This window comes from Mammaliicoccus sp. G-M28, from assembly GCF_022386595.1.
GTDB lineage: Bacteria > Bacillota > Bacilli > Staphylococcales > Staphylococcaceae > Mammaliicoccus > Mammaliicoccus fleurettii.
The window spans coordinates 371055-385697 of the sequence record NZ_JAJNIF010000001.1 but is presented as its reverse complement, the minus strand read 5'-3'; the positions used below and the strand labels follow the sequence as shown (position 1 = coordinate 385697).

The 14643-nt window shown below is 31.1% G+C and carries 16 protein-coding genes; 14 read left to right on the top strand and 2 right to left on the bottom strand.

Annotated elements, in window-relative coordinates:
* Nucleotides 1-53: 53 nt before the first annotated feature.
* Nucleotides 54-608, bottom strand: coding sequence for a peptide deformylase (def, locus tag LQ609_RS01815; protein WP_078356792.1), 555 nt, complete (start codon nucleotides 606-608; stop codon nucleotides 54-56).
* 119 nt (nucleotides 609-727) lie between these two features.
* Here def and LQ609_RS01810 point away from each other — a divergent pair, with 119 nt between their 5' ends.
* The 13 genes from LQ609_RS01810 (at nucleotide 728) to LQ609_RS01750 (ending at nucleotide 12842) form a co-directional block, all read left to right on the top strand.
* Nucleotides 728-1360, top strand: coding sequence for a YkyA family protein (locus tag LQ609_RS01810; protein WP_107509336.1), 633 nt, complete (start codon nucleotides 728-730; stop codon nucleotides 1358-1360).
* Nucleotides 1361-1523: 163 nt separating this feature from the next.
* On the top strand, nucleotides 1524-2636 hold the full coding sequence (pdhA, locus tag LQ609_RS01805; protein WP_078356794.1) for a pyruvate dehydrogenase (acetyl-transferring) E1 component subunit alpha: 1113 nt from the start codon (nucleotides 1524-1526) through the stop codon (nucleotides 2634-2636).
* Nucleotides 2637-2639: 3 nt separating this feature from the next.
* The gene (locus tag LQ609_RS01800; RefSeq protein WP_078356795.1) at nucleotides 2640-3617 is read left to right on the top strand and encodes an alpha-ketoacid dehydrogenase subunit beta; all 978 of its coding nucleotides are present in this window, start codon (nucleotides 2640-2642) and stop codon (nucleotides 3615-3617) included.
* Nucleotides 3618-3659: 42 nt separating this feature from the next.
* On the top strand, nucleotides 3660-4946 hold the full coding sequence (locus tag LQ609_RS01795; RefSeq protein WP_107509335.1) for a dihydrolipoamide acetyltransferase family protein: 1287 nt from the start codon (nucleotides 3660-3662) through the stop codon (nucleotides 4944-4946).
* A 2-nt stretch (nucleotides 4947-4948) separates the two neighbouring features.
* Entirely contained in the window at nucleotides 4949-6355 is a 1407-nt protein-coding gene (gene lpdA, locus LQ609_RS01790) for a dihydrolipoyl dehydrogenase (protein ID WP_078356797.1), read from the top strand.
* Between the two features lie 65 nt (nucleotides 6356-6420).
* Entirely contained in the window at nucleotides 6421-6693 is a 273-nt protein-coding gene (locus LQ609_RS01785) for a UPF0223 family protein (RefSeq protein WP_078356798.1), read from the top strand.
* Between the two features lie 115 nt (nucleotides 6694-6808).
* Nucleotides 6809-7351 carry a helix-turn-helix domain-containing protein gene (locus tag LQ609_RS01780; RefSeq protein ID WP_078356799.1) on the top strand — a complete coding sequence of 181 codons (543 nt, stop codon included), beginning with the start codon at nucleotides 6809-6811 and terminating at the stop codon, nucleotides 7349-7351.
* 10 nt (nucleotides 7352-7361) lie between these two features.
* On the top strand, nucleotides 7362-8459 hold the full coding sequence (locus LQ609_RS01775) for an ABC transporter ATP-binding protein (protein WP_239700574.1): 1098 nt from the start codon (nucleotides 7362-7364) through the stop codon (nucleotides 8457-8459).
* Entirely contained in the window at nucleotides 8452-9255 is an 804-nt protein-coding gene (locus LQ609_RS01770) for an ABC transporter permease (RefSeq protein WP_078356801.1), read from the top strand. Before LQ609_RS01775 ends, LQ609_RS01770 begins: the two co-directional genes overlap by 8 nt.
* A 1-nt stretch (nucleotide 9256) precedes the next feature.
* Nucleotides 9257-10042, top strand: coding sequence for an ABC transporter permease (locus LQ609_RS01765; protein WP_239734255.1), 786 nt, complete (start codon nucleotides 9257-9259; stop codon nucleotides 10040-10042).
* On the top strand, nucleotides 10039-11112 hold the full coding sequence (locus LQ609_RS01760; protein ID WP_078356803.1) for an ABC transporter substrate-binding protein: 1074 nt from the start codon (nucleotides 10039-10041) through the stop codon (nucleotides 11110-11112). The genes LQ609_RS01765 and LQ609_RS01760 overlap by 4 nt, the downstream gene beginning before the upstream one ends.
* A gap of 80 nt (nucleotides 11113-11192) precedes the next feature.
* Nucleotides 11193-12206: a DUF4064 domain-containing protein gene (locus tag LQ609_RS01755; RefSeq protein WP_239734254.1), complete on the top strand. Its 1014-nt coding sequence runs from the start codon at nucleotides 11193-11195 to the stop codon at nucleotides 12204-12206.
* A 60-nt stretch (nucleotides 12207-12266) separates the two neighbouring features.
* Nucleotides 12267-12842: a DUF4064 domain-containing protein gene (locus tag LQ609_RS01750; protein WP_078356805.1), complete on the top strand. Its 576-nt coding sequence runs from the start codon at nucleotides 12267-12269 to the stop codon at nucleotides 12840-12842.
* A gap of 150 nt (nucleotides 12843-12992) precedes the next feature.
* On the opposite strand, the gene LQ609_RS01745 is transcribed toward LQ609_RS01750, so the two are convergent.
* Nucleotides 12993-13604 carry a YktB family protein gene (locus LQ609_RS01745; protein ID WP_115337599.1) on the bottom strand — a complete coding sequence of 204 codons (612 nt, stop codon included), beginning with the start codon at nucleotides 13602-13604 and terminating at the stop codon, nucleotides 12993-12995.
* 104 nt (nucleotides 13605-13708) lie between these two features.
* Here LQ609_RS01745 and LQ609_RS01740 point away from each other — a divergent pair, with 104 nt between their 5' ends.
* Nucleotides 13709-14533 carry an inositol monophosphatase family protein gene (locus LQ609_RS01740; RefSeq protein WP_078356807.1) on the top strand — a complete coding sequence of 275 codons (825 nt, stop codon included), beginning with the start codon at nucleotides 13709-13711 and terminating at the stop codon, nucleotides 14531-14533.
* Nucleotides 14534-14643: the final 110 nt, after the last annotated feature.

Sequence of the window (14643 nt, the reverse complement as noted above, 5' to 3'; positions counted from 1 at the left end):
AAAAAGATGCTGAGACAATTAAATTGTCTCAGCATCTTTAATTTTGTAACTATTTAGTTGATTTCAACTGCATCTTCTAAAGGCATAAATGGATCTTCTTGATTTATGTGATCGTAGAACATCACACCATTTAAATGGTCAATTTCATGCTGCAATACGATTGCTGGATATCCTTTAAATCTTTTTTTAAATGGATTTCCTTCTATATCAAATGCTTGAATTGTTATTTTAAAGTTGCGGTGTACTAGACCAGGTTTAGATTCATCTACACTTAAACAACCTTCTCCACCATTTAAATATGCTTTTTGTACACTATGGCTAACAATTTTAGGGTTGATAAGTTGTAGTTCAATTGAATTACCTTTGCCATCATCTTGGATATACACAGCTAACATTTTTTTTGAAACGTTTATTTGTGGCGCAGCTAAGCCAACTCCTGAACGTAATCCATATTTTTTAGCTAAGTCTTCATTTTGTGAATTTTTTAGGAACTCTAACATTTCATTTAAAGTTTCTTTATCTTCACTTGAAATAGGCAATTCTACTTCATCGGCTTTTTTTCTAAGTGTTTCGTGGCCGTCACGAATAATATTTTCCATCGTAATCATTTACATACACCTTCCTCATATAAAATATATCAAAATCTACTCAGTTTTACATCTATTATTGATTGTATAAATAAAAAAAACAGAGTAACATGTTTATAGATATGTAAGGAGGCAATATAATGATTGGCAAGAAATTTTTAACATTAACACTGGCTAGTACAGTGATTTTAACAGCATGTGGTCAATCTAAAGAATCACTTGAATCTTTTTATAATAAGGTAGAAAAAGCAAACCAAGAAGAAAAAGTTATTGTGGATTTGAATGAAAAAATGACTAAAGCTGAAAAAGAAAAAGTGAAGAAAATTGAAGAACTAAATAATGCAAAAGATGAAAAGTTTAAATCAAAAGCAAAAGAATTAACTGAAGGTATAAAAAATAGAGAAGAAATTATAGACAATGAAAAATCAGCTATGGATAAATCAAAAAAGATTTACGAGACTTCTAAAGATGACTACAAAAATATAGAAGATGAGGAGCAATTGAAAGCAGCTAATGATTTGAAGAAAGCTTTGGACGACAAATATAAAGCACATGATAAAGTAATCAAAGGCTATAAAGACGTGTTGGATACTGAGCATCAATTATTTAGCTATTTAACAGAAGATAATGCTACTCAAGAAGGAACTAATAAACGTTCGAAAAAATTAGAAGAAGTTAATAAAAAGACTGAAAAAATAGTAACTGAATATCAAAACGATCTAAAAAAAGTACAACAAGAAAAGAAAGATGTTTCAAATATTTTAAATGAATAATTTGTATTAGTACAGACTTAATTATGTTGTAATACAGTTTATAAAAAGCCTTTTGTACAAGGCTTTTTATAATGTTAGTATTTTTTATTTAACAGTAAAACAGATTTATGTTAAACTGAATTAGAAATGAATATCTAATATAGGGAAAGGTATGGTGAATTGAATGGCTCCGAGAAAAAAAGCCCAATTCGATGCAGTATCGACTTTAAATGAAATAGAGTCTAATTTTGAAATGATTCAAGTGTTAGATGAAGAAGGAAATGTCGTAAATAATGATTTATTACCAGACTTGTCTGACGAAGAACTTGTTGAATTAATGGAAAGAATGGTTTGGACACGTGTTCTAGATCAACGTTCTATTTCATTAAATAGACAAGGTCGTTTAGGTTTCTATGCACCAACAGCTGGTCAAGAAGCTTCACAATTAGCTTCACATTATGCGTTAGAAAAAGAAGATTATGTACTTCCAGGTTATCGTGATGTTCCACAATTAATTTGGCATGGTTTACCACTAACTAAAGCGTTCTTATTCTCACGTGGACACTTTATTGGTAACCAATTCCCAGAAGGTGTAAATGCATTAAGTCCACAAATTATTATTGGTGCACAGTTTATCCAAACTGCTGGTGTAGCACTTGGTATTAAAAAACGTGGTAAGAAAAATGTTGCAATTACTTACACTGGTGACGGTGGTTCTTCACAAGGTGATTTCTATGAAGGTATTAACTTTGCATCTGCTTATAAAGCACCTGCAATCTTCGTAATTCAAAATAACAACTATGCGATTTCAACACCTCGTGACAAACAAACTGCAGCTAAAACATTAGCTCAAAAATCAGTAGCAGTTGGTATTCCAGGTGTATTAGTTGACGGTATGGATGCATTAGCTGTATATGCTGTAACTAAACAAGCTCGTGATCGTGCTGTTAATGGTGATGGCCCATCTCTAATTGAAACATTAACTTACCGTTATGGTCCTCATACAATGGCTGGTGACGACCCAACTCGTTATAGAACTTCAGATGAAGATTCAGATTGGGAAAAGAAAGACCCATTAGTTCGTTTCAGAAAATATCTTGAAGCTAAAAACTTATGGTCTGAAGAAAAAGAAAACGAAGTTATGGAAAAAGCAAAAGAAGAAATTAAAACAGCAATTAAAGAGGCAGACAATACTCCTAAACAAAAAGTAACAGACTTAATGGAAAATATGTATGAAGAAATGCCTCATAACTTAGCTGAACAATATGAAATTTACAAAGAGAAGGAGTCGAAATAAGTCATGGCACAAATGACAATGATTCAAGCGATTAACAATGCGCTTCAAAACGAATTAAAAAGAGACGAAGATGTTTTATTATTCGGTGAAGACGTTGGTGTAAACGGCGGTGTATTCCGTGCAACAGAAGGTTTACAAAAAGAATTCGGTGAAGATCGTGTATTTGATACACCTCTAGCTGAATCAGGTATTGGTGGTCTAGCTTTAGGTTTAACGCTTGAAGGTTACCGTCCTGTCATGGAAATCCAATTCTTTGGTTTCGTATTTGAAGTTATGGACTCAATTGCAGGTCAAATAGCTCGTCATCGTTTCCGTTCAGGTAACTCAAAAACAGCACCAGTAACAATCCGTGCTCCATTCGGTGGTGGTGTACATACACCTGAATTACATGCTGATAACTTAGAAGGCTTAATGGCACAATCTCCAGGTTTGAAAGTTGTTATTCCTTCAAACCCATATGATGCTAAAGGACTTTTAATTTCTGCAATCCGCAGTAATGATCCAGTTGTATATTTAGAACACATGAAGTTATACCGTTCATTCCGTGAAGAAGTACCTGAAGAAGAGTACGAAGTAGAAATCGGTAAAGCTAAAGTTAAACGTGAAGGTACTGACTTAACTATCATCACTTATGGTGCTATGGTTCAAGAATCATTAAAAGCAGCAGAAGACTTAGAAAAAGACGGATACTCAGTTGAAGTAATTGACTTAATCACTGTTCAACCTTTAGATGTTGAAACAATTGTTAAATCAGTTGAAAAAACAAACCGTGTTATTGTTGTACAAGAAGCTCAAAAACAAGCTGGCGTTGGTGCAAGTGTTGTAGCAGAAATATCTGAAAGAGCAGTTCTTTCATTAGAAGCTCCTATTGCACGTGTAGCTGCTGCTGACACTATTTATCCATTCACACAAGCTGAAAGTGTTTGGTTACCAAACAAAAAAGATATCGTAGCGCAAGCTAAAGAAACATTAGAATTTTAATGCGCAGTAAAATACGGATTTAATATTTAGGAGGAAAAAATCGTGTCATTCGAATTTAAATTACCAGATATCGGTGAAGGTATCCACGAAGGTGAAATTGTAAAATGGTTTGTTAAAGCAGGAGACGAAATTCAAGAAGACGATGTATTATGTGAAGTACAAAATGATAAATCAGTCGTTGAAATTCCATCACCTGTTGCAGGTAAAGTAGAAGAAGTTATGGTTGAAGAAGGTACTGTATCTGTTGTTGGTGATACAATTGTTAAAATTGATGCACCAGACGCAGAAGGTTTACAATTTAAAGGTCATGATGAAGATGAAGAAGAAACAAAAGATGAAGCTCCAGCAGAAGAAGCGAAAGAAGAAGCAACTACTGAAACACAATCAGAAGACGTTGATAATTCTAAACGCGTAATTGCTATGCCTTCAGTTCGTAAATTCGCTCGTGATAACGATGTAAACATTAAAGCTGTTTCAGGTTCAGGTAAAAACGGTCGTATTTTAAAAGATGATGTTGAAGCATACTTAAATGGTGGTTCTAAATCAGAACAACCAGCTGCAGAGGCAACTCAAGCATCTAGCGAAGATACACAAGCTGTACAAACTCCACAAGTTCCAGAAGGAGAATATCCTGAAACTCGTGAGAAAATCCCTGCTATGCGTAAAGCAATTGCTAAAGCAATGGTTAATTCTAAACACACTGCGCCTCACGTAACATTAATGGATGAAATTGATGTTCAAGAACTATGGGATCACCGTAAAAAATTCAAAGAAGTTGCTGCTGAGCAAGGTACTAAATTAACATTCTTACCATACGTTGTTAAAGCATTAGTATCAGCACTTAAGAAATATCCAGCATTAAATACTGAATTTGATGAAGAAAATGGTGAAATTGTTCATAAACATTACTATAATGTAGGTATAGCTGCAGATACTGATCGTGGTTTATTAGTACCAGTAGTTAAAAATGCTGATCATAAATCAATGTTCGAGATTTCTGATGAAATCAACGAATTAGCTGTTAAAGCACGTGATGGTAAATTACAAGCTAACGAAATGAAAGGCGCAACTTGTACGATTAGTAATATTGGTTCAGCAGGTGGACAATGGTTCACTCCAGTAATCAACCATCCTGAAGTTGCAATTTTAGGAATTGGTCGTATTGCTCAAAAACCTATCGTTAAAGATGGAGAAATTATAGCAGCACCTGTATTATCATTATCATTAAGTTTCGACCATAGACAAATTGATGGTGCTACTGGACAAAATGCAATGAATCATATTAAGAGATTATTAAATAATCCAGAATTATTATTAATGGAGGGGTAAAAATGGTAGTTGGAGATTTTCCTATTGAAACAGATACTATAGTAATTGGAGCAGGTCCTGGTGGTTATGTTGCAGCAATTCGTGCAGCACAATTAGGACAAAAAGTAACAATCGTCGAAAAAGGCGAATTAGGTGGCGTTTGTTTAAACGTTGGTTGTATTCCATCTAAAGCTTTATTATCAGCATCACACCGTTTCCACAATGCACAACATTCAGAAGATATGGGTGTTGTTGCTGAGAAAGTTGCATTAAATTTTGAAAAAGTTCAAGAATTCAAAAATGGCGTAGTTAAAAAATTAACAGGCGGCGTTGCTGGATTAATGAAAGGAAACAAAATTGAAGTAGCTAAAGGTGAAGCATATTTTGTAGATGAAAATAACTTAAAAGTTATGACTGACAAAGCATCTCAAACTTATACATTTAAACATGCAATTATTGCTACAGGTTCACGTCCAATTGAAATTCCTAATTTCAAATTTGGTAAACGTGTAATTGATTCAACTGGTGCATTAGCACTTCAAGAAGTACCAAAAAAATTAGTAGTAGTTGGTGGCGGATATATTGGTTCTGAACTAGGTACTGCTTATGCTAACTTTGGTTCTGAAGTAACAATCCTTGAAGGTGCAAAAGATATCTTAGGTGGATTTGAGAAACAAATGACTCAAATCGTTAAAAAAGGTCTTAAAGCAAAAGGCGTTGAAATCGTAACTGAAGCAATGGCTAAATCTGCTGAAGAAACTGATAATGGCGTAAAAGTTACTTATGAAGCTGGCGGAGAAACAAAAGAAATCGAAGCTGACTATGTATTAGTTACTGTAGGACGTCGTCCAAATACTGATGAATTAGGTCTAGAAGAATTAGGATTGAAATTATCAGAGCGTGGATTAGTTGAAGTTGATGAACAAAGCCGTTCTTCAATTGAAAATATCTATGCAATTGGTGATATCGTTGCTGGACCTCCACTTGCACATAAAGCAAGTTATGAAGCTAAAGTAGCTGCTGAAGCTATCTCTGGTGAAAAATCTGCTGTTGATTACTTAGCAATCCCTGCAGTTTGTTTCACAGAACCAGAATTAGCAACAGTTGGTCATACAGAAGCTAGCGCTAAAGAAGAAGGTTTAGAAGTGAAAGCTGCTAAATTCCCATTTGCTGCAAATGGTCGTGCTTTAGCTTTAAATGAAACTGCTGGTTTCGTTAAACTTGTAACATTAAAAGAAAATGGATTATTAGTTGGTGCACAAGTAGCTGGTACTGGTGCTTCAGATATAATTGCTGAATTAGGTTTAGCAATTGAGTCAGGAATGACTGCTGAAGACGTATCATTAACTATTCATGCTCACCCAACATTAGGTGAAATTTCTATGGAAGCTGCTGAAGTTGCTCTAGGAACACCTATCCATACAATGTAATCATTGACAATACTAAAGAATCACTGTTCATTCAGTGATTCTTTTTTTGTAAAGGAGAAAAGTAAATGGAATATAGTTATCCAATAGACGTTGATTGGACACAAGAAGAAATGATTCAAGTGATTGAGTTCTACAATCATATTGAAGATGCGTATGAAAGCAGTACAAATAAAGAACAATTTAACCAAGCATATAAAAACTTTAAAAAAATTGTGCCTGGTAAATCAGATGAAAATAATTTTTATAAAGAATTTAAAGAAGTAAGTGGTTATGATGGATATAAAGCAGTAAAAGCATTAAAAGAAAATAATGGACAATCTACGATTTCAGTTAAATAAAAATATTAGAATCCCCCAAAAAAGTGTTGAATAATAAAATAATTTCTGTTATTTTATTAAAGGTACTAAACTTAATGTTTAGTAAAAGTAAACAACACACTTTTTTGGGGGATTTATGAATATTGGAGAAAAACTTAAAAATTTAAGATATCAGAAAAATTTAACTCAAGAAGAATTAGGAGAACGTACAGACTTATCAAAAGGATATATTTCACAGTTGGAAAGGAATTTATCTTCTCCTTCTATGGAAACATTTTTAAATATATTAGATGTATTAGGTATTGAGCCGAGCGAATTTTTTAACGAAAAATTATATCAAGCCCGCATCCATTATCCTAAACAAGAACAAACTGTTTATGATGAGTATGATCTAGGGTACAAAATTAAATGGTTAGTACCAGATTCAAATGAATTTGAAATGGAACCAGTCATTATAACTTTAAAAAGTGGTTCAAAATATAAAACATTTAGTCCATCATCTTCAGAGACATTTGCATATGTAAAAAAAGGATATATAACATTAAAAATTGGAAAGCAAAATTACACTGCAAAAACCGGAGAATGTTTTTATTTTAAAGCTCATGAAGAACATCAGTTTTTAAATGAATCATCGAAAGATGCAGAAGTATTAATCGTTGCTACAGAATCGTATTTATAGGAGGCAATTTATGAAACAACCAATCATAAAGTTCGAAAGTATTTCAAAAAACTTTAATAACATTCAAGTATTAAATGATGTCAGTTTTGAAATTGAAGAAGGAAAATTTTACACATTACTAGGTCCCTCAGGATGTGGTAAAACGACTATTTTGAAATTAATAGCTGGCTTTGAAACAGCATCAAATGGAAATATATTATTTAATAACAAAATTATTAACAAAGTACCAGCAAATAATAGAAAAGTGAATACAGTATTTCAAGATTATGCTTTGTTTCCGCATTTGAACGTATACGATAATGTAGCATTTGGATTAAAAATAAAGAAATTAAATAAAAAAGACATACAAATCAAAGTAAAAGAAGCGTTGAAATTAGTAAAGCTTGAAGGATATGAACAGCGTAAAATTACGGAAATGAGTGGTGGTCAAAAACAAAGAGTAGCTATAGCGAGAGCATTAGCTAATGAACCAGAAATTATTCTCTTAGATGAACCACTCTCAGCATTAGATTTAAAACTGAGAACTGAAATGCAATATGAATTACGAGAATTACAACAAAGATTAGGTATTACATTTATATTTGTTACACACGATCAAGAAGAAGCTTTAGCAATGAGCGATTATATATTTGTAATGAAAGACGGAAAAATTCAACAAAGTGGTACGCCGGTTGATATATATGATGAGCCTGTAAATAAATTTGTTGCTGATTTTATAGGTGAATCAAATATTGTGAGTGGTGTAATGAAACGTGACTATGAAGTTGAGATGTATGGCATTTCTTATGAATGTGTTGATGCTGGATTTAATAATGATGCAAAAGTTGATGTAGTAATACGTCCTGAAGACATTTCGATAAAATCAGAAAGTGAAGGCAGAATTTCGGCAGTTGTAGACTCTCAATTATTTAGAGGTGTCCATTATGAAATATGCTGTTATGATGCGCAAGGAAATGAATGGATCATACAAACGACTAAGAAAGCGACTATTGGTGAAACTGTAGGATTGGATTTTGATTCTGAAGCAATTCATATAATGTTACCAGGGGAAACGGAAGAAGAATTTGATCGTCGAATTGAAAGTTATGAGGATGATGATAATGCATAAGATTAAATCATTATTACTTGTACCTTACATGATTTGGATCGCTTTATTCATTATTGTACCAATAGCTATGATTTTTTATTCATCACTACTTGATATTAATGGACATTTTTCTTTTGAAAATTATAAAAACTTTTTTACAAGTGCATATTTAGAAATGACTTTAAGTTCAGCTTGGTACGCATTTATTATTACGTTTTTTTGCTTAATAATTAGTTATCCTCTAGCACTTGTATTACGAAATGCCAAAGCTAAAGAGATATTACTTTTACTTATTATATTACCTACTTGGATTAATCTATTGTTAAAAACATATGCCTTTATCGGTATTTTAAGTCATGATGGACTATTAAATAAAATATTAAATGTCTTTAATGTACCTACAACTGAATTATTATTTACGAGTACGGCTTTTATTATCGTGTCAGTTTATATATATATTCCATTTATGCTTTTACCAATTTTTAATTCTATGGAAGAAATACCTGAAAATTTATTACAAGCATCTAGAGACTTAGGTGCAAGTCATTTCACAACTTTCAGAAGAGTAGTCGTTCCTTTAACTTTAGAAGGTGTCAAAACAGGTATTCAAATTACATTTATACCTGCCTTATCTTTGTTTATGATTACGAGATTAATTGCGGGTAATAAAGTCGTGAACTTAGGTACAGCAATTCAAGAACAGTTTTTAGTTACTCAAAACTATGGAATGGGTTCAACGATTGCAGTATTTCTAATATTAGCAATGGCATTTATATTGATTGTAACTAAATCTAAATCAGAAAATAAGGAGGTATAGTATGAAAATAACTGGAAAAATATATTTATCAATTATACTCGTATTTTTATACTTACCGATTTTCTTTTTAATTTATTATTCATTTAATGCTGCTGGTAATATGACTAGTTTTAAAGGTTTTACGTTTGATCATTATTTATCTGTTTTTCAAAATAAACGGTTAATTGTTATTATAGTAAATACAATAGCAATTGCATTGTTAGCTGCAAGTATATCAACATTAATTGGTATATGTGGAGCTATTGGAATTTACTATTTAAGAAATAAAAAATTAAAAGTCGGTTTATTAACATTAAATAATATACTTATGGTTAGTTCTGATGTTGTAATCGGTTCTTCATTCTTATTATTATTTACATTTATAGGTCATTTTACAGGAATGGGATTAGGATTTTGGTCAGTTTTAATTTCACATATTGCTTTTTGTGTGCCAATAGTAGTGTTATTAGTGTTACCAAAATTATATGATATGAATACGTCTATGATAGATGCAGCGAGAGATTTAGGTGCAACTTCGTGGCAAACATTAATTAAAGTAATCATACCTCATATATTGCCTGGTGCAATTGGTGGTTTCTTTATGGCGCTCACATATTCTTTAGATGACTTTACAGTAAGTTTCTTTGTTACTGGTAGTGGATTTAGTGTCTTATCAGTAGAAGTTTATTCTATGGCTAGAAAAGGAATTACGATGGAAATCAATGCAATTTCTACTTTACTATTTGGATTAGTGATGATACTTATTTTAGGTTACTATTTCATAAAAAGAGGGGGCATATTAAGATGAAACAATTAATGCAATTAGTAGGTATTTCATTAATCGTTGGAGCTTTATTAATGTTATCAACTAAATTAATTGATCCGCCACCTTCTAAAGGTAAAAAAGATGTTATATATGTTTACAATTGGGGTGAATATATAGACCCTGAACTTACTAAAAAGTTTGAAAAAGAAACTGGTATAAAGGTCGTATATGAAACGTTTGACTCAAATGAAGCAATGATGGCCAAAATTAAAAACGGCGGTACGTCATATGACATTGCAGTTCCAAGTGAATATACAGTAGAAAAAATGAAAAAAGAAAAGTTATTAATTCCAATTGATCAAAAGAAATTACCAAATATGAAAAATTTAGATAAAGAATTTATGAATATGCCTTTTGATCGAGGAAATCAATATTCAATTCCATACTTTTGGGGAACAGTTGGTATATTGTATAATCCTGAAAAAACAAAAGGAATGAATTTCAATTCATGGAATAGTCTTTGGGATAAGCGACTGAAAGATGATGTATTAATTGTTGATGGATCTCGTGAAGGAATTGGATTTTCTTTAAATAGTATGCATGAAAGCTTAAATGAAACAAATGAACAAAAACTTAAAAAAGCTCAAGACAAATTAATTAAATTATCACCAAATGTAAGAGGGGTTGTTGGTGATGAAATTAATACAATGATGGTTCAGAATGAATCTGACGTTGCTGTGGTTTGGAGTGGTATGGCTGCAGATATAATGTCAGAAAATGATCAATTAGACTTCGTAGTACCAAAAGAAGGTTCAAATTTATGGTTTGATAATCTCGTAATACCAAAAACAGCACAAAATGTTGAAGGTGCACATAAATTTATTAATTTCTTATTAGAAGAAGAAAATGGTAAACAAAATGCAGAGTGGGTAGGATATGCTACACCAAATAAAGCTTCATATAATCTATTAGATAAAAATGTTAGAGAAGATGAACGATTTTATCCAGATTCAACAGTTAGAAGTAAACTTGAAGTATATGAAGATTTAGGTAAAGAAAACATTTCAAATTATAATGAAGCATTTTTAAAATTTAAGATGTCATTAAATTAATATTTAAAAGGGTCTTTGTGAGAAACGAAGCCCTTTTTTTGGTATAATTGAAACCAATTCATTATTAGGAGGTAAATATGATGAATTCATATGTAGAACATGTGAGGCAGCCAGTTAGCAGAGGCGTAGAAAAATTTTTAGGCTGGCTTTCTTGGATAATTTTATTAGGTGTTACAGCATTGTCTTTATTTGCAGCACTTGTAGTATTAAATAATCCTAACAATTTAAATAGACTGGAATCGTTAATTAATCGTTTAAATATTAATATCACTGCTAATGGACAGTTATTGTCTGCTAGTGACGTTGCACTAAATATTCAAAATGGAATATGGCTATTTATTATTTATTTGATAATTGTTTTAATCTTTTCATTTATAGGATTAGTGATGATGAGATGGAGAGTATTTGCAGCTATTGTATTTTTACTTTTAGCAATAATTACAATTCCATTATTTATTGTTTTAGTGCCACTCTTTTTCTTTATAGTGAGTATTTTATTATTTGTAAGAAAAGATAAAATATTGCCTATACAAGGTATGGAACAACAACAATCTTTTCAAGATAATCAAGGTAGGGTAAGTAATCAGCCTAGACAATCAGAGTCTAGACAATCTCAACCAATGGAATCAAAGTATCAACAAAAAAATGAGCAAAACAACGAAAAAGCATTTATTGCAAATCAACCAAATACAAAAGAAGAAGAGCATGTAGAATCACAACAACACGAAGTTCATAGTGAAACTACAAATAATGAAGAAGTTTTATCTCGAAGTAAAAAACATCAAAAACATCAAAAACAAAATGAACAAATGAATGAATTTAATAATGAGCAAGTTGAATTTGACCAAAATGAAGTGAATAATCAAGAAGATTTAGGTCAAAGAAACCAAGATCCTTATAATTATGAAACGACTCAATCAGATGAGTATCAAGTTCAACCTGGTAGACAAAAGAAAGAAAAGAAAGTTAAAAAAGAAAAGCCAAATGCAACATTTGAAAGAAGAAATAATTACGAAAAAAGAATGCAACAACAGAAAAATTATTTTGAAGAAAAAAATAATTCTGAGCAAGATGTTGAGAAAAAAGATAAATAAGGTTGAAAAATAAACTATAGATTGAGATAATTAGAATTGACAAAAATTAGGAGGATTTAAATGAAAAGAACGATTGAATATACATTATTAATTATTGGTGCAGTGTTTTCATTAATTGGAATTGTATTTGCATTTGTAATTAAATTTGTTTCAAAAACACCAGAATTTAAATCAGAATTTAAAACTTCTTTTAATGAAGAGATACAAGGAACGCAGGATATACCTAGTTCTCTATCTGCAGATCAAGTGTTGAATTCATTTGCTGGATTTACAAATTATGCACTTGTAATACTTGTAATCAGCATCTTATTAACAATAGTTGCTATTATATTTGTTAAAAAGCAAAGAATTTTATCAGGGGTATTAGCAATAGTAGCAGGTTTAGTATCAATATTGATTATGAACTTTATATCATTCTTACTATTAATTGTTGCGGGAATCATGTTATTGGTTAGAAAGAACAAAACAAACAATCAATTCGAAGATGTTAACTTTCAAAACGATTTAAACAATAATCAAAATAACTTTGAATCAAACGACAATAATCGAAATAACTTTGAATCAAATGAAAAACAAGTAAACAATTTAGATGAGACTGATAAAAAGAAAAAAGACGACGATCCATATATTTATTAATTTAACTAGAGTATGAAATATCATTTATACCCACTATAAAACTCTCTCAATCCGATTTATTTATGGATTGAGAGAGTTTTATATTTTTAAATATCAGAAATAAAAGTTGCCTAGTAAAATTTGTTTAATTATATTCGAATTAGGCAATGACTAACTATAGAATTTGATCAATTCATCAAATGTTTCATCTAAATATTCAGTAAAGGATTTATCTGTTTTTAACACTTCTGATTTTGGATCTAAAGTTCTAGCTATGAAAAACTCAGCCTTTTTAATATCTTTCAGCCTTTTAATATGATGTTTTAAGTCAGCTTTTGATAATGAGTCAATTGGCGACTTATCAATATTATAATGATCAAAGCATAATGAATAGTCACTTGGAAGTTCTTCTAATAGGTGTATATTTTTATTTAAGAAATCAGCCATATTTCCTTTATTTTTATTTTCATGCATAACGCCAAACATAATAAATAATTGAGATTCAAATAATCCTATTTGAAAATGGGGTAACATTTTATAACCGCGTTGATTAGTAGCGAATGCTACCCATGTATCTTTCGGTGGGTTTACTGTTCTACGAGCGTGTTTTGCTACATGATAATAAAAAGTATCTCCAGTATTGTTTGTTAAATAATTTGTGTATTTTTCACCTAAAGCGTTCAATTGTGGTCTTACATGTTCATCTAGTGCTTGCATTCTATTTTCTAAACCGTCAACACTAAAGACTTTAAAATCTTTTTGTTTAAAAGTATACTTAGTCATAGTTGTCCTCCTTAAATCTATGGTACATATGTATATTTTATCATAATTTTTTTTGAATATATAAAGAACAATGCTAATATAAAAATAACATAGGAGGTTTTGTCATGGAAATATACAAGTTCGCATATCAAATTATTAATGACGCAGGCAAAGTTATTAGAGAATCAATAGATGAAGAAATTCAAATTGAAACTAAATCCAATCCAAATGATTTAGTAACAAATATAGATAAAGAAACAGAAGATAGATTATTTAATAATATTATGTCTGCATACCCAAATCATAGAATTTTAGGTGAAGAGGGACATGGCAAAGATATTAAAGATACTGATGGCGTATTATGGATAGTTGATCCAATTGATGGGACATTGAATTTTGTTCACCAACAAGAGAATTTTGCAATATCTATTGGTATATATATCGATGGAGAGAAATATGCAGGATTTGTATATGATGTAATGAATGATAAGATGTATCATGCTTTAGCTGGTAAAGGGGCATGGCTAAATGATGAACAACTAAAACCACTAGAAGATACTGAATTGAAAACGAGTTTGATATCAACAAATCCACTTTGGTTAACAAAAGAAAAACTTTCTGATATTTATGTGCCTATAGTAGACGATGCTAGAAGTACTAGAGCATATGGATCAGCAGCATTAGATTTTGCGAATGTAGCTAAAGGTATTACGAGTGCATATTTGACAATGAGATTACAACCATGGGACTTTGCAGGTGGATTAATAATCGCTGAAGAAGTAGGCGCTGTTGTCACGAATCAATTAGGAGAAAAGTTAAACATATTAGAAGCAAATTCTATATTAGTAGGTAATAAGTCTATACATCACGAATTATTCAATGAATACTTTTTACCACATAAAGCACTATTAGAACAAATTCATAATGATAGATTTAGAGGTAAATCATAGAGTTTAAAAAATAATTTATCTAAATCACAAATTGAAATAAAGCTTGGACATAAACGTCCTAGAAATTTAATAAGAGCAGAAATTCATTAGTAAGCCTGAATTTCTGCACT

Excerpts from the sequence above, each read along its gene's own strand:
- LQ609_RS01755 (WP_239734254.1), top strand. The coding sequence starts at position 11,193 with ATGAATTCATATGTAGAACATGTGAGGCAGCCAGTTAGCAGAGGCGTA.
- LQ609_RS01765 (WP_239734255.1), top strand. The coding sequence starts at position 9,257 with ATGAAAATAACTGGAAAAATATATTTATCAATTATACTCGTATTTTTA.
- LQ609_RS01770 (WP_078356801.1), top strand. The coding sequence starts at position 8,452 with ATGCATAAGATTAAATCATTATTACTTGTACCTTACATGATTTGGATC.
- pdhA (WP_078356794.1), top strand. The coding sequence starts at position 1,524 with ATGGCTCCGAGAAAAAAAGCCCAATTCGATGCAGTATCGACTTTAAAT.
- LQ609_RS01745 (WP_115337599.1), bottom strand. The coding sequence starts at position 13,604 with ATGACTAAGTATACTTTTAAACAAAAAGATTTTAAAGTCTTTAGTGTT.
- LQ609_RS01780 (WP_078356799.1), top strand. The coding sequence starts at position 6,809 with ATGAATATTGGAGAAAAACTTAAAAATTTAAGATATCAGAAAAATTTA.
- LQ609_RS01760 (WP_078356803.1), top strand. The coding sequence starts at position 10,039 with ATGAAACAATTAATGCAATTAGTAGGTATTTCATTAATCGTTGGAGCT.
- LQ609_RS01810 (WP_107509336.1), top strand. The coding sequence starts at position 728 with ATGATTGGCAAGAAATTTTTAACATTAACACTGGCTAGTACAGTGATT.
- LQ609_RS01775 (WP_239700574.1), top strand. The coding sequence starts at position 7,362 with ATGAAACAACCAATCATAAAGTTCGAAAGTATTTCAAAAAACTTTAAT.
- def (WP_078356792.1), bottom strand. The coding sequence starts at position 608 with ATGATTACGATGGAAAATATTATTCGTGACGGCCACGAAACACTTAGA.
- LQ609_RS01750 (WP_078356805.1), top strand. The coding sequence starts at position 12,267 with ATGAAAAGAACGATTGAATATACATTATTAATTATTGGTGCAGTGTTT.
- LQ609_RS01740 (WP_078356807.1), top strand. The coding sequence starts at position 13,709 with ATGGAAATATACAAGTTCGCATATCAAATTATTAATGACGCAGGCAAA.
- LQ609_RS01785 (WP_078356798.1), top strand. The coding sequence starts at position 6,421 with ATGGAATATAGTTATCCAATAGACGTTGATTGGACACAAGAAGAAATG.
- lpdA (WP_078356797.1), top strand. The coding sequence starts at position 4,949 with ATGGTAGTTGGAGATTTTCCTATTGAAACAGATACTATAGTAATTGGA.
- LQ609_RS01800 (WP_078356795.1), top strand. The coding sequence starts at position 2,640 with ATGGCACAAATGACAATGATTCAAGCGATTAACAATGCGCTTCAAAAC.